Origin of the sequence: Paraburkholderia kirstenboschensis (assembly GCF_032806925.1) — a bacterium.
Lineage (GTDB): Bacteria > Pseudomonadota > Gammaproteobacteria > Burkholderiales > Burkholderiaceae > Paraburkholderia > Paraburkholderia kirstenboschensis.
Map to the genome: position 1 here is coordinate 1,045,944 of NZ_CP136511.1, position 13,648 is coordinate 1,059,591.

The following is a 13,648-nucleotide window of genomic DNA, read 5'->3' on the forward strand; positions in this document are numbered from 1 at the left end:
GCTGAGACAATTCGATGAATGCGTGCAGAATCAGGCGGGTTTAGGAGCGAACCAGCCGTTGAAGCGGCCGCTGACTTTGTCGGGCCAGCGGCAGATAGTGGCCGACTACCGTTCCATGCAGCCGTTCGTGATCGACCTGTTTGATGCCGGCCGAACTGTCAAAGTCCCAAGGGTCGATTTCGATTGTTCAACGGTCATTTCGCCAAATGAATCAGGTGCCGACTTTCAGGTGGGTCAGTCGGTATGCACGCGGCGTCATACCGGTGTATCGATGAAACACCGCGGTGAAATGCTGCTGAGTCTGAAACCCCGCGCACGCGCCAACGTCAACCAGAGCAGGGGTTTGCTGGCACAACATCGTCCTGGCAAATCTCACCCGTTCGAGTGTCACGTACAGATGCGGCGTGTTGCCTGTCACCTTTTTGAAAGCGTGTGCAAAGCTTGATGGAGCCATGTGCGCCAGCACTGCGAGTTGTTGGACCAAAATGGTTTCGGCTATGTGCTCATGAACGAAGGCTTCAAGGCGAATCAGCATTTGACGCGTAAAAGGCGTATCTGGCGCGGCCGCCTCAGCACAGTGCCCATAGTGAACAGCGATGTGTACTGAGATGACATCGGCGAAAGCGTCGGCGCAGGCAGCGTCGATGAGCTCCGCACGATGCAAAGCACTCAATGTGTCCGCGACCTCACGCAGGAACGGATCCGAAAACCTGGACCATTTCGGGACCGCTACGAACGCTTCTTGCGAGGCTTGTCCAAGGACGCCCCTTTTGAGTGCGATGACCCATCCCTTGGAATCGTTGTCAGGGGTCATGATCAACTGCGCGCACGCCGGAATGACTGCGACACATGGAGCGCTTATAAGCATGGAGTGATTCACTCCGAGGTCGTCACAGCCCGCAGCCTGCACATCAGTGGTACCGGTCGGCATAACGAGCCGAAGTCCCTGCACTGTATTCAGGCCGCCATTGGCGAAAGCGCCGTTCATCGTTTGGCAGCGTAACCCTTGAACTGGGGTCAATCCACTCGTTTGTTTCATGATTCGCGCTGCCTTGCTGTCGCTTTCGTGCACGACCTTGTAAAACGCGGATGTTTTCACTATCTCGCCGGGCTTGTGCTGCTCTGCCAGAGCTTGCTCCCTGATCAATAGGACATAACAGCAAGCCCAATGCCCGATGAGCACCGGTAGCCCCTCAACCATCGCGGGTCAGTGTCCGGTAGGCGTTGTAGTGGCTGATTGCATGTGTGGAACGGCCATGCCGAGCCGTCATCTATTGACTCGTCGTCGGCCGTTGCGGACGTTCACCGTTCAGCCTCCGTGCGGCTGCAGTAAACCTCCGAGCCCAGCCACTCGCCGCCCCCGCCAACTCCAGCGGTCCCACAGCGCCACGAACAACGGCAGTGCCAACGTGCATGCCCGATTACCGGGCATACACACATTCGCGAACGCGCCCGCTTACTACCGAAGCTCAGCGGTTTCCTGCATCGCCGACTGCATCTTCTGAACGGCGTCGAGCGTGGCTCGTTGAGCGGCCAGTCCAAAGTTGCGCTTGAATTCGCTGAACTCGGCATGGCCCGAGCCCGTAACTGCCTTCTTCGCCACGATCTTGCCGCTCGGGTCGCTCACGGTGCATTCGAGCGTCACCGTGAAGTCGGTCGGCGGCCAAGTGAGCAGGCTAGGCGAAGACGAGGTAGTCGTAATCGTCGGGATCACAATGTAGCTCAGGTTTTTCGACCGCAAGGTCGCCGCGTCGGGTACGGTGTTCAGCTTGACGACGTCTTTGAAGATGTTGCTCAGTTCGAGATAGATCGGCAGTTCAAGATCGTGATAGGGCTTGTAGGCGACCTTGTCGCCGCCACCGCCCGGCGTGACGACTTCCTTGTTGCGCTCTTCGTCGGTGATGACGAGACCGACCGTCTTGTCGATCGGCGTAACTGTCTTCGAAACGAGCGCGGCGTTGTCGCCCGAGATCGTGATGTCGTGCGCGCAACCCGACAGAAGCGCGATCACGCCGGCCGCGCATGCCGCGCGAAATACGTTGCTGAATGCCATGAAAAAAATCCTGATTGAAGTAATGGACGGATTAGCGGATGGCGCTGATGAACGCCGGATCGGAATAGAGTTCGCCGAGAAGCTTCTGCACGATCAGCGGATATTGCTGAGTAGCTCTCGGCACGGCGATTGCCGCCGCGAACGAGGAATCCCATTCGCTGCGCACGGTTTTCACTTGGTCGTAGCGCACGGCATCGTCGCGCTTGACGACGAAACGGGCGGCGATCGTCCCAGTAGCCGTGCCGATGCCAACATCCACATTGTTTTCGAGGAGTACTCCATCGAGCTCGACCGATGCCGACGGTGAAAGCGTGCCGGAGAGCGTCAACTCCTGCTTAACTGCATTCGAAAGGTACTCCGCGAACGAATTCCCGACGGGCGAGCGCATCACGTTTGCGCGCACGGCTAACGGATAGCGATTGTTGCCGCCATCCAGACTGCTGAAGTCGCCGATGCTCGCGTGCACGGGCGCTGCGCTCTTGAGCGTCTGGATATTTTCGACGGAAGGCGAATAAGGCGTCGCGACGACCGAACATGCAGCAAGCATGGTCAATGGCGCGAGTAAGGCAAGTATTCTCGGGTTGGTCATATTGTTCTGGTCATTGTGCTAGTGAACGTACGGAGGCCACGAATCGGTTTGCGGACCCTCTCGTTATATCGGCAGCAAGTTGGAGAATTTAAGCGTCGGACGGAGAGATCATTGCGATCTCGCATTCCGTCGCGTATGTCAGTGCGCGAATACTTGCGCACGCTGAACCCTTACATCACGATTGCGGATGTCCGAATGCCAGCAAAGCCAGCTGAAGCTGCCTCACTAATGGAGACAGCTGACCGTTGGTTTTTGGCTGACCACCCGTCGGCCGACGCGTGCAACCGAATGGCCGTTGTAGCCGGGGGATTCAACCGGTCGATGCAACGATTTGGTTAAATCGCTCAGCTGGCGTATCGAAGTTGAGTGTTTTTCGGGGACGTTCGTTGAGCCGCCTGGCTACGGCATCCAGCCTGGTCTGTGAGTAGGCAGATAGATCAGTACCCTTAGGGAAGTATTGCCTCAGAAGCCCATTCGTGTTTTCGTTCGAACCGCGTTGCCAGGGATGCTGTGGGTCGCAGAAATAGACCTCAATGTCGGTAGCGACAGTAAAGCGGTTGTGGTCGGCCATTTCCGAACCCCTGTCCCACGTCAGCGATTTATATAGTTCCCGAGGTAACTTGCTGGCGTGTCGTATCAGCGCGTCAACCACAGCCTCAGAATCCTTGCTGGCGACTTTTACCAGCATCACGAATCGACTTTGACGTTCGACGAGAGTTGCAATCTGGCTCGTAGCGTTGCCATACAGCAAGTCACCTTCCCAGTGCCCGGGTATTGCGCGATCCTCCGCCGTAGCGGGGCGTTCACTGATCGATACGGCGTCGCGAATGTTCGTGCGTCCCTCAGTTTTCAGTGTGGGATGACGGGACCGGCGCATGGTTCGAGAGCGTCGCAAGTGCTCAAGCAATTCCTTTTTCAGGGCACCACGAGCTTGAATATAGAGGCTCCGATAGATTGTCTCGTGCGACACCAGGTAGTCCTTGTTGACCGCATAAGCATGTCTGAGCCAACCTGCAATCTGCTCAGGGGACCACTGCAGCTTCAGCTTTGCAGCGACAACTCGCGCCAGCGTCTGGTTTTGCACCAATTTGCAAACCTTCGGCCGACGTGCCCTCTCCCAGGCGATCACATCCGCCTGGCTTGCTCGATAGCCCTGGCTGCCCCCGTTGCGCTGCAACTCGCGACTTATAGTGGACGCAGCCCGTCCCAGCCTGGCTGCTATCGCCCGAATCGATAATCCGGACACCAGGGAGCGGGATATCTCCTCGCGCTCCGCGAGCGTCAATGCCCGTGGCGCGCGGTGCCTTTGCAGCGGCTGGATGCCGCCGGTCTCCGATAGTATCCGCTGAATCGAAGAATGGCCTCGATCGAACAGTTTGGCAATCTGATGAATCGTATCGCCCTTGCGCCATCGGTCCCACATCAGCGCCTTCTGGGTCTCGGAGTAGTAAATTCTCGGTCGCTGCTTCATTTGCAACACCTCCGCTGCTCTCAGATTCTAGGTGTTGCACCGACCGGTTGAATCCGCCCCAGGTAACTGCCATGGAAGCGTCGCTGGGTCGAGCGACGCTTGTGGGTCGGACTGAGTCCGTCCGCTCTTCAAACTCATCGCCTCAAAGTGGTCGTTAGCATTTCGCTTCCCGAAAGCGGCCGTTCGTCAGAGGTGGCGCCGCTTGTTCGGACAGGGTCCCGAGATTTTTAAGTGGAATTGTTGGGGAATCAAGCTGCCGATTTTATCGCTGGCAGCGTGGCGAAGTACGCTTCATCTGGCGTCTGATCGGCCAGCCTCGAATGAGGCCGATTCTGGTTATACCAGTTCAGGTGATTGCCGATTGAGCGACGCGCGTGGCCTACCGAGTCGTACGCTTTCAAATAAACCTCTTCATGTTTGACGCTGCGCCACACCCGTTCGACGAACACGTTGTCACGCCAGGCACCTTTTCCGTCCATCGACAGGAGAACCTTCCGGCCGAGAACCGCGTCGGTGAATTCGGCTGCGGTGAACTGGCTTCCTTGATCCGTGTTGACGATCTCAGGCAGCCCGTATTTCGCAAATGCTTCCTCCAGCGCCTCGACAGCATGGCAGCTCTCCAGCGTGATCGCCACCCGGTGCGCCAACACCCGGCGGCTCGCCCAGTCCACGACGGCCGTCAGATAGACGAAGCCCCGCGCCATCGGGATATAGCTCGTATCGAGCGCCCAGACCTGATTGGCCCGATCGATTTTCCGGTTGCGAAGCAGGTACGGCCAGATCCTGTGGGCTGGATGCTTGCGGCTCGTGTTTGGCTTCCGATACAACGCTTCGACGCCCATGCGCTTCATCAAGGTGCTGACGTGTCTGCGCCCGACCTTGATGCCTTCGCGACGCAGCAGCCGTGCCAGCATTCGCGCCCCCGCAAATGGATGCTCGAGGTGAAGCTCGTCAATCCGGCGCATCAACTTCAGATCCGCTTCGCTGACCCTGCGCGATTGGTAATAGACACTGGACCGGCTGATGCCTACCAGCCGTGCCTGCTGTGTCACCGGCAGGGCGTGATCGCGATCGATCATCGCTTTACGCCCAGCAGTCCCGCCTTGCTGAGCGCGCTTTCTAAAAAACAGCGATCGCGGCATTCCACGGCCCCATGGATAGAAACGCACCGATGCATATACTGAGATGCGCATGGACAGTGGCCGCTACGATTTTGGAGGCGATGACCCCGTCAAAAAACCTGGCCCAGGGGAAGCTGCGGACCCGCTTGTGGTGGCGCCCAGTGCGACCCCGTTTAGGAATGTGACCTCATCCGAGTCCCCCGTCCGGCGTGCTCAACCAACGTGAGAGGTTCGATCATGCCCAGACTGCATAGCAAACTGACAGGTTTGCCCGTCGTCAACGACAGGGCTGCAGCCATCGACATTGGATCCCGATTCCATGTCGTCGCGGTGCCACCAGACCTGTGTGAGCAACCGGTCCAGACTTTCCAGACCTTCACCAGCGACCTCCAGCGTATGGGCGACTGGCTCGTGTCGCTTGGGATCAGAACCGTGGCGATGGAATCAACCGGCGTGTACTGGATCCCGGCCTACGAGATCCTCGAGGGCCGTGGTCTCGAGGTCATCGTAGCCAACGCACGCGAATCCCGCGCCGTGCCAGGTCGCAAGAGCGACGTCAACGACGCGCAGTGGCTGCAGCGGCTCCATGCCTGCGGCCTGTTGCGCCCAAGCTTCAGACCCAGCGGCGACATCGCTGCCGCGCGTCAATCAAGATGAGAGGAGCGCGTCAGTCAGGATGAGAGAACGGGCATGGCGGCAGCGGGAACGGGCGTAGCCCGGAACCGCTGCCGCCATGCCGCGCCAGGAGGCGACCTTCACCGGGAGCTTTTTTGGTAGTCGCGGTAGATCGGGTATGAACAAACCTTCCATGCCATGGGAGGTGCGCCGTGCCCGGACGCCACGTCAACGACCACCAGATGAGGCTCTACATGAAGCACAGACTCAAGGAAGCGCCACCCGAGGCGGCTGCCCGGGCCGGGTTTAGCGTCGCCACCGCCTACCGCATCGAAGAGGATCCACGGTTGCCATCGCAGAAGAAGGCGCCGCGCGAGCGCCGGCGCGCGGATCCGTTGGCCGGGATTTTCGACGCGGAGATTGTTCCACTACTGACCTCCGCTCCAGGCATCCGGCCCGTTGCAGTATTGGAAGAGATGCTTCGGCGCCATCCGCAGCTCTCACGTGACGTGCGCCGCACACTGGAGCGGCGCATCCGCGTCTGGCGGGCACTGCATGGCGAGGAACGCGAGGTCATGTTTCGCCAGGTACATCAGCCCGGTCGGCTCGGGCTGTCCGATTTCACCGAGATGCAGGCTCTCGGCGTCACCGTGGCCGGCGCCGCGCTGGACCATCGCCTGTATCACTTCCGTCTGGCCTGCTCGGGCTTTGAACACGCTCACGTCATTCTCGGTGGCGAGAGTTATGTTGCCCTCGCCGAAGGGCTTCAGAACGCGCTCTGGGCACTTGGCGCAGCACCGCTCGAGCATCGCAGCGACAGTCTGTCGGCGGCGTTTCGCAATCTGGATCGCGATGCGCGCGACGATCTGACCACGCGTTACGAAGCCCTATGTGCTCACTACGGCATGCAGCCCACGCGCAACAACCGTGGAGTCGCACACGAGAACGGCGCCATTGAGAGTCCTCATGGTCACCTCAAGAGTGCGATCCGCGACGCGCTGCTGCTGCGCGGCAGCGTCGAGTTCATCGACCTTGCCGCTTATCGCTGCTTCATCGACGAGATCGTCAGCCGCATCAACGCGCGTAATGGCAAGCGCATCAAGGCGGAAGTGCCGTTCCTGCAGCTTCTGCCCAACACGCGCACCAGCGATTACGAGGAAACGCGTGTCTACATCACCTCCACCGGCGGTTTCGTATTGCGCAAGGTCTTCTATTCCGTTCCGTCGCGGCTGATCGGCCACCGGTTGCGGGTGCGGCTGTACGACGACCGGCTGGAACTGTTCCTGGGCGGCACGGCCCTGATGACGTTGCGGCGTGGCCGCCCAGGCACCAGCGGCAAGCATGGCCACGTCATTGACTACCGGCATGTCATTCACGCGCTGCGCCGCAAGCCGATGGCGCTGCTCAACCTTGTGTACCGCGACCAGCTGTTCCCGCGCGAGGCCTATCGGCTGACCTTCGATCGCCTGTGCGAGCAACTGTCCTCGCGCGCGGCGTGCAAGACCATGGTGGAGTTGCTGAGCCTGGCTCACGAGCGCGCCTGCGAGGCCGAGCTGGCCCATGCGCTCGAACAGAACCTGGCCGATGGTCGACTACCCGATCTGGACGAACTGCGCTCGCGTTTTGCTCCGGATCCGGCAGCTGTCCCACAAGTGCACGTACAACTGGCTTCGTTGCGCGACTACGAAGCCCTGCTTACCCTGGATCAGGAGATGACAGCATGAGCCACGATTTCGATGCTACCCGCCTGTCGCTGCTGCTCAACGATTTGCGGCTACCCGCTGTCAAACAGATCTGGCCAGCCTTCGCCGAGCGCGCCGACAAGGAGGGCTGGCCCGCGGCACGCCTGATCATGGCGCTGGCCGAACACGAGATTGCCGAACGCGATAGACGTCGTATTGAACGCCATCTGAAGGAGGCCCGGCTGCTACCGGGCAAGACGCTGGAGACCTTCGATTTCGATGCAGTGCCAATGATCTCCAAAGCACAGGTCTCGGCACTGTGTGCCGGCGATGGGTGGCTGCGCAACGGCGCCAACCTGATCATGGTCGGGACGCCTGGCGGCGGCAAGTCGCACCTGTCGTCGGCCATCGGACTGAGCCTGCTGGACAAAGGCTGGAAGGTCCTGTTCACCCGCACCTCCGACCTTGTGCAGCGGCTCCAGGTTGCACGTCGCGAGCTGGCGCTCGAAGCCGCCATCAACCGTCTGAACCGCTTCGACCTGCTCATTCTCGACGACTTTGCATACGTCACCAAGGATCAGGCCGAAACCTCCGTGTTATTCGAGCTGATCAGCGCCCGATACGAATGCCGATCCCTTCTTCTAACCGCCAACCAGCCGTTTGGTGACTGGAACAAGGTCTTCCCCGACCCCGCCATGACGCTGGCCGCGGTCGACCGGCTGGTCCATCATTCGACCATCTTCGAGATGAATGTCGAAAGCTACCGGCGGCGCACCGCCATGCAGCGCAAACAGCAGGGGCCAGGACGCCCTGCGCGCTATGCCACGCCAAACAATGTCGGCATGCCTGCGACTCCAGAGAACGAATCATGACACGCGTCGCCTGACGCACACTCTAATCCGACATTGCCCAGCGTCAATCAACGAACGCGCGTCAATCAACTTTAATCGCTTGTCAGCGTCAATCAACAACGGCATCATCAAGCTCGCCGCGACATTCTCATCCTGTTTGTCGCGCGCCTCTCATCCAGACTGTCGCGCCACAGACATCGCTGCGCTTCGAGCCTATCTGCGGCTTCGGGAGCGACATCTGGACTACGCGGCCGCACACATCCAGCATATGCAGAAGGCCCTGACCTTCATGAACCTTCAACTGCACCACGTCGTCACCGACGTGACGGGAGCCACAGGGATGCGCATCATCCGCGCTATCGTGGCCGGCGAGCGTGATCCCGGCGTGCTGGCTGCGATGCGTGATCGCAACTGCAGGTCCAGCGTCGAGGCGATCCGGGCCGCTCTGGTGGGCAACTACCTGCCCGAACACGTCTTCGCGCTACAACAGGCCCTGGCACTGTATGACTTCTACCAGACCCGCGTCGACGAATGCGACGCCCAGATCCAACGTACGCTGGCTCTGCTTGCGGCCGACAAGCCCATACCTCAAGAGCCATTGACGAAGGCGCGTAACCGGGCCCAGCAGCCCAACGCGCTGAGCTTCGACGTGCGTGGTCTCATGTACCAGCTCGCCGGCGTCGATCTGACCCAGATCCATGGAATCGGCTCCTACCTGGCTGTGCGTCTCGTCGCCGAATGCGGCACCGATCTCAGCCGATGGCCGACTGCCAAGCACTTCACCTCCTGGTTGACCCTGTCGCCCGGGTGCAAGGTGAGCGGCGGCAAGGTTCTGTCGTCACATACGCGCAAGACCACCAATCGAGTGGCTGCCCTGCTGCGGCTGGCCGCCGTCACGGTGGGAAAGACCAGCACGGCGCTCGGTGCGTTCTACCGCCGACTGGCGGCACGCATTGGCAAGGCCAAAGCCGTCACCGCCACCGCGCGCAAGATCGCCGTGCTGTTCTACAACGCCATGCGCTTCGGCATGCAATACGCCGACCCGGGAGCCGACCACTACGAACAGCGCTACAAGGAGCGTGCCATCAAGCAGTTGCACCGGCGGGCAGCCGAGTTCGGCTTCTGCCTTCAACCCGCCGAGGGCGTTTCTTAGGAATCGTTCTCCAGCGTCAACTGCCCGATCTTCGCGTGCAGTACCTTCACGTCGACTGGCGGTGCCGCTGGCGCCGAGTTGCCCGCGTCGAACACATCGGCAACCCGCTCCTGCAGTTGCTTCTTCCAGTCCGTAATCTGGTTCGGATGGACATCAAACTGCTGGGCCAGCTCTGCCAGCGTCTTGTCGCCCTTGAGCGCTGCCAGGGCCACCTTTGCCTTGAACGCTGGCGAGTGGGTCCGTCGGTTTCGTTTCGTCATCTTCTGGTTCCTTGTTGCCGGCCATTATGGCCGACTCACGCCCCAGCTTTTCCACTCAACGAACTGTCCGAATTCCCGGAGCCACCTCTGCCGTCGCCTTGAACGCGAGGCCCAGCGCAACGTTGAACTGATGTGACTCACGGGTCGCCTGGCGCCGGACTTCGAGACCATTGCCCGGTTCCGTAAAGACAACGGCAAAGCGATCCGTAGCGTCTGCCGTCAGTTCGTCGTGCTGTGCCAGCGTCTGGACCTCTTCGCCGAAGCGATCGTTGCGATTGACGGCAGCAAGTTCAAGGCGGTGAACCATCGCGACCGCAACTTCACGAGCGCGAAGCTTGAACGACGCATGCGCGACATCGAGTCTGGTATCGCTCGCTATCTCGAGGCGATGGACACAGCGGATCGTCAGGAGCCTGCGATCGCGAAGGCCAGGACAGAGCGACTGCAGGAGAAGATCGCGGCCTTGAAGGAGCAGATGCGCAGCCTGAAGGAGGTGGAGGTTCAACTCAACGCGGCGCCCGACGGACAAATATCGCTCACGGATCCGGATGCCCGTTCGATGAAGACGCGAGGAACTGGAGTCGTCGGCTACAACGTCCAGACAGCGGTTGACACGAAGCACCACCTGATCGTCGCGCACGTCGTTACTAACGATGGCATCGATCGTGATCAGTTGGCGTCGATGGCGAAGCTTGCCGTACACAGATGGATGTTGACCAGCTCACCGCAATTGCGGATCGCGGCTACTACAAGAGTGAAGAGATACTCGCATGCCATGAGGCTGGAATATCCGTGTTCGTTCCGAAGACGGTGACATCGAGCGCTACGGCTCATGGCCGCTTCGGCAAGGAAGACTTCATTTACGACGCAAAGACGAACGAATATCGGTGCCCGGCAGGCGAGCGGCTCATCTGGCGATTCTCGACCGTTGAGCGCGGCCTGAAACTCAGTAAGTATTGGAGTTCGAATTGCCAGCAATGTTCGCTAAAAGGGGACTCCACGCCGGGCCCTCAACGTCGCGTGGCACGCTGGGAACACGAAGCTGTTCTGGACGAGATGCAGGCGCGACTTGACCATGCGCCTGAGATGATGCGCATCCGGCGACAGACTGTCGAGCATCCATCTGGCACGATCAAGGCGTGGATGGGTGCACCCCATTTCCTGACAAGAACCATCGAGCGGGTGAGCACGGAGAAGAGCTTGCACGTGCTCGCATACAACATGAAGCGGGTGATCAAGCTACTCGGTTCAGAAACGCTTATGAAGGCGATGCGGGCGTGACGCCCGCATGGGGTTGTTGAGCCTGTGCAATATGTGCGGTTGTCATTTGACGTTTGTGTTCCCGCACTTCACCAGCCGCGACCTGCGCCGAGATAGGTTTCGTCAATTCCCAGAGGTCAGGCGTTTTGACACGCTCTGGGCCAGGAACAGTCATTCGTCCGTCGCAGCAACCGGACGTTGGCGCGGCTGCTTCGCCATTGCGAACGGTCGTTGACCGGCCATCGTGCGCAGTGTTTCATCGGCCTTTAGGGCCATGCGCGGCGGGTTACCTTCTCAAACTGTCAGAGCAAAGTGGAAGGTCAGCCCTGGCTCTATCAGCAAGTGCGTTCCGACCTGCTCAACTCTTAACTTGCAACTTCTTGCCGCTCGCCGCGTTCGCCTGCACGCATTACTGCTTCGATGAGACGCGTGTTATGAAGTGCGTGTTCAAAGCCCGGTGTGTCGTAACTGCCCGCGTGAATATCGCGGAAAAGCTGAGCGTAAACCTCTCCCACGTTGATCGCCGCACCCATGAACCCACCGGAGACCGCAGCCTGCCCGGGAGTCTCGAATGCGTTGTTTGACGTCAGCTCGAGATCTCCGGCCTGAAAGCCATAGGGGTGGTTGCTGGTCAGGCAGAGCCATCCCTCTGATCCCCGGATTTCAAAGCTGAAGCGCGCGTTCTCCGGCGCTACGCCAGCGTTAATGTCGACCGTGAATACGGCGCCGGAGTGCGTTTTTCCCAAAACGTCAGCGTGATCGGCAGTTTCACGAGAACGCTCTTCACTGTTTTCTATCAGTTTGACAACAGGCCACAGAATCTCGGTCCGGGCATCGACCTCGACGATCGGTCCGAGGACCGCTTCCACCAGATCGAGTGTATGTCCCCCAGTGATGGTCAGCAGGTTGGCGCCAGATGATGCTTTATTGAAAAGATCATGCGCGGAAGGCATTTCCGGCCCGAAACCGACGGTGGAGCAGACAACTCTCGCGTTTAGCGGCCGTCCGATCTTTCCCGAGGAAAGTAACTGAGCCGCGCGCCGCACGGATGGATTTAACCGGCCCTGCAACCCGATCGCCGTATGGTGTGAACGTACCGCGCGCGCCATCTCTTCAGCCTCCGAGACAGAGCGCCCAAGCGGCGCCTCGCAGTAGACCGCTTTGCCAGCGTCCAGCGCCGCCAGAACGAGGTCTCGATGCGCAGGCACATTCACGGCGATCGTCACGATATCAATCTGGTCATCGCGGATCATCGCGAAGGGATCGGAAAACCAGCGGTCGGCGCCAAAAGCTTCGGCCGCTTGCCGCGCGCTGTGCTCATTGCGCGTCGCCACCGCCGCGAGCTTTACGCCGGGAAGCCCCCTAATCGCGGGAACGTGCGACAGTTTCGCCCAACTTACATCGGCGTTGGCTCCGACGATTCCGACGCGAATTTCATTTTTGGTCATGGCTAAAACCTCTGTAAAAGAGCCGTGGGTTTGTTCATTTTCGTGCCTGTTGTGCAGGGAACAAGCACGCGTTTTACCGGGGAGATTCGCTCGCAAGAGAAACCGTCCGAACACGCCATCAATGTAGCTCCGAGCAAACCGGACGAAAATCGCTAGAATTTGCATTTGGTATTAAGCGACACTTAACGATGCTTCCGAAAGATATGGCCGCCCTGACGGCTTTCGTACAAGTCGCCGAACTGCACAGCTTCCGCGCTGCGGCTGCGCGGCTGGGCGTTACGCCGTCTGCGCTCAGCCAGACAATGCGCCAACTGGAGGAACGCCTGGGAGCGCGCCTCCTCAACCGCACGACGCGCAGCGTATCGCTGACGGACGCGGGGGGGCGATTGTTCGATCAGCTTCGACCTGCATTTGGTCAGATCGGCGGTGCGCTTGAGGACTTGAACCGGCAACGCGAGCGACCAGTCGGCACGCTCAGGATCCATGCAACTCCGGGGGCCGCCGCAGTTGTGGTCGCGCCAGTTTGGCAGAGCTTTCTCTCTGCCTATCCCGATGTGCAGCTCGAACTGCGGGTGGATCAGGCGCCCGCAGATATTGTGGCGATGAGGTTTGACGCCATGATCGGCTGTCAGGAACACCTCGCCACAGACATGGTGGGCGTGCGGGCGACGGGGCCGATGAGGATAGCGGTCGTGGCCGCCCCTGCCTATCTCGAGCGCTATGGACAACCACGTACACCCGAAGACCTGCTGAGTCATAGGTGTATTCGATACCGCTTTGCTCCTGATCAGCCGCTATCCGAGTGGTCGTTCATTCGGGACGGGCAGGTCCAACGCGTGCCAGTGGGCAGCCGTGTGATTCTCAATAGTTCTGAGTTGGCATTACGCGCTGCGATTGACGGAGTCGGAATAACCTATACCGTCGATGCACATGCGCAGGTGTTCCTGCGCTCAGGACTATTGGTGAAGGTACTGGAGGAGGTTTCGCCTTCGTCCGAGGGCCTTTGGGTCGGGTACCCGAGTCGCCGGCATATGTCGGCGGCGCTGCGCGCATTTCTCGACATGGTCCGGGATACCGGCCACTCACCCGGCGCGGCACTCATCAACCCGATCCCGGAGACATCGGGATGATGAGCGCCTGTTCAC

At 59.9% G+C, this 13,648-nt stretch carries 10 protein-coding genes and 3 pseudogenes; 6 read left to right on the forward strand and 7 right to left on the reverse strand.

Going from position 1 to position 13,648, the window contains the following annotated elements:
* Positions 1-211: 211 nt before the first annotated feature.
* The 5 genes and pseudogenes from RW095_RS05220 to RW095_RS05240 form a co-directional block, all read right to left on the reverse strand.
* Positions 212-1,201: an AraC family transcriptional regulator gene (locus tag RW095_RS05220; protein ID WP_317014941.1), complete on the reverse strand. Its 990-nt coding sequence runs from the start codon at positions 1,199-1,201 to the stop codon at positions 212-214.
* A gap of 258 nt (positions 1,202-1,459) precedes the next feature.
* Complete coding sequence (locus tag RW095_RS05225) at positions 1,460-2,053, reverse strand: energy transducer TonB (protein WP_317014943.1); 594 nt, start codon at positions 2,051-2,053, stop codon at positions 1,460-1,462.
* 31 nt (positions 2,054-2,084) lie between these two features.
* The gene (locus RW095_RS05230; RefSeq protein ID WP_317014944.1) at positions 2,085-2,642 is read right to left on the reverse strand and encodes a hypothetical protein; all 558 of its coding nucleotides are present in this window, start codon (positions 2,640-2,642) and stop codon (positions 2,085-2,087) included.
* A 310-nt stretch (positions 2,643-2,952) separates the two neighbouring features.
* Positions 2,953-4,113: an IS30 family transposase gene (locus RW095_RS05235; protein WP_317014946.1), complete on the reverse strand. Its 1,161-nt coding sequence runs from the start codon at positions 4,111-4,113 to the stop codon at positions 2,953-2,955.
* A 248-nt stretch (positions 4,114-4,361) separates the two neighbouring features.
* A pseudogene (locus RW095_RS05240) lies at positions 4,362-5,240 on the reverse strand (IS3 family transposase); the annotation flags it as partial.
* 231 nt (positions 5,241-5,471) lie between these two features.
* Here RW095_RS05240 and RW095_RS05245 point away from each other — a divergent pair.
* The 4 genes from RW095_RS05245 to RW095_RS05260 all read left to right on the forward strand — a co-directional run bounded on the left by RW095_RS05245 (position 5,472) and on the right by RW095_RS05260 (position 9,535).
* Positions 5,472-5,891 (forward strand): IS110 family transposase, encoded by a 420-nt coding sequence (locus RW095_RS05245; protein ID WP_317014947.1) that lies wholly within the window; start codon positions 5,472-5,474, stop codon positions 5,889-5,891.
* Positions 5,892-6,061: 170 nt separating this feature from the next.
* Positions 6,062-7,573 (forward strand): IS21 family transposase, encoded by a 1,512-nt coding sequence (gene istA, locus RW095_RS05250; RefSeq protein ID WP_449406524.1) that lies wholly within the window; start codon positions 6,062-6,064, stop codon positions 7,571-7,573.
* On the forward strand, positions 7,570-8,403 hold the full coding sequence (istB, locus tag RW095_RS05255) for an IS21-like element helper ATPase IstB (protein WP_317014949.1): 834 nt from the start codon (positions 7,570-7,572) through the stop codon (positions 8,401-8,403). The genes istA and istB overlap by 4 nt, the downstream gene beginning before the upstream one ends.
* Positions 8,404-8,482: 79 nt before the next feature.
* The gene (locus RW095_RS05260; RefSeq protein ID WP_317014950.1) at positions 8,483-9,535 is read left to right on the forward strand and encodes a transposase; all 1,053 of its coding nucleotides are present in this window, start codon (positions 8,483-8,485) and stop codon (positions 9,533-9,535) included.
* A 2-nt stretch (positions 9,536-9,537) separates the two neighbouring features.
* Here the strand turns inward: RW095_RS05260 and RW095_RS05265 are convergent.
* Positions 9,538-9,795 (reverse strand): annotated as a pseudogene (locus tag RW095_RS05265) (transposase); the annotation flags it as partial.
* Positions 9,796-9,880: 85 nt separating this feature from the next.
* On the opposite strand from RW095_RS05265, the pseudogene RW095_RS05270 reads away from it, so the two are divergent.
* Positions 9,881-11,076, forward strand: a pseudogene (locus RW095_RS05270) (IS1182 family transposase); the annotation flags it as partial.
* Positions 11,077-11,420: 344 nt separating this feature from the next.
* On the opposite strand, the gene RW095_RS05275 reads toward RW095_RS05270, so the two are convergent.
* Positions 11,421-12,668, reverse strand: coding sequence for a Gfo/Idh/MocA family protein (locus RW095_RS05275; RefSeq protein ID WP_317014952.1), 1,248 nt, complete (start codon positions 12,666-12,668; stop codon positions 11,421-11,423).
* A gap of 23 nt (positions 12,669-12,691) precedes the next feature.
* On the opposite strand from RW095_RS05275, the gene RW095_RS05280 reads away from it, so the two are divergent.
* Entirely contained in the window at positions 12,692-13,633 is a 942-nt protein-coding gene (locus tag RW095_RS05280; protein ID WP_317014953.1) for a LysR family transcriptional regulator, read from the forward strand.
* Positions 13,634-13,648 lie beyond the last annotated feature (15 nt).

Excerpts from the sequence above, each read along its gene's own strand:
- RW095_RS05225 (WP_317014943.1), bottom strand. The coding sequence starts at position 2,053 with ATGGCATTCAGCAACGTATTTCGCGCGGCATGCGCGGCCGGCGTGATC.
- RW095_RS05230 (WP_317014944.1), bottom strand. The coding sequence starts at position 2,642 with ATGACCAACCCGAGAATACTTGCCTTACTCGCGCCATTGACCATGCTT.
- RW095_RS05280 (WP_317014953.1), top strand. The coding sequence starts at position 12,692 with ATGCTTCCGAAAGATATGGCCGCCCTGACGGCTTTCGTACAAGTCGCC.
- RW095_RS05245 (WP_317014947.1), top strand. The coding sequence starts at position 5,472 with ATGCCCAGACTGCATAGCAAACTGACAGGTTTGCCCGTCGTCAACGAC.
- RW095_RS05275 (WP_317014952.1), bottom strand. The coding sequence starts at position 12,668 with ATGCAAATTCTAGCGATTTTCGTCCGGTTTGCTCGGAGCTACATTGAT.
- RW095_RS05235 (WP_317014946.1), bottom strand. The coding sequence starts at position 4,113 with ATGAAGCAGCGACCGAGAATTTACTACTCCGAGACCCAGAAGGCGCTG.
- RW095_RS05220 (WP_317014941.1), bottom strand. The coding sequence starts at position 1,201 with ATGGTTGAGGGGCTACCGGTGCTCATCGGGCATTGGGCTTGCTGTTAT.
- istB (WP_317014949.1), top strand. The coding sequence starts at position 7,570 with ATGAGCCACGATTTCGATGCTACCCGCCTGTCGCTGCTGCTCAACGAT.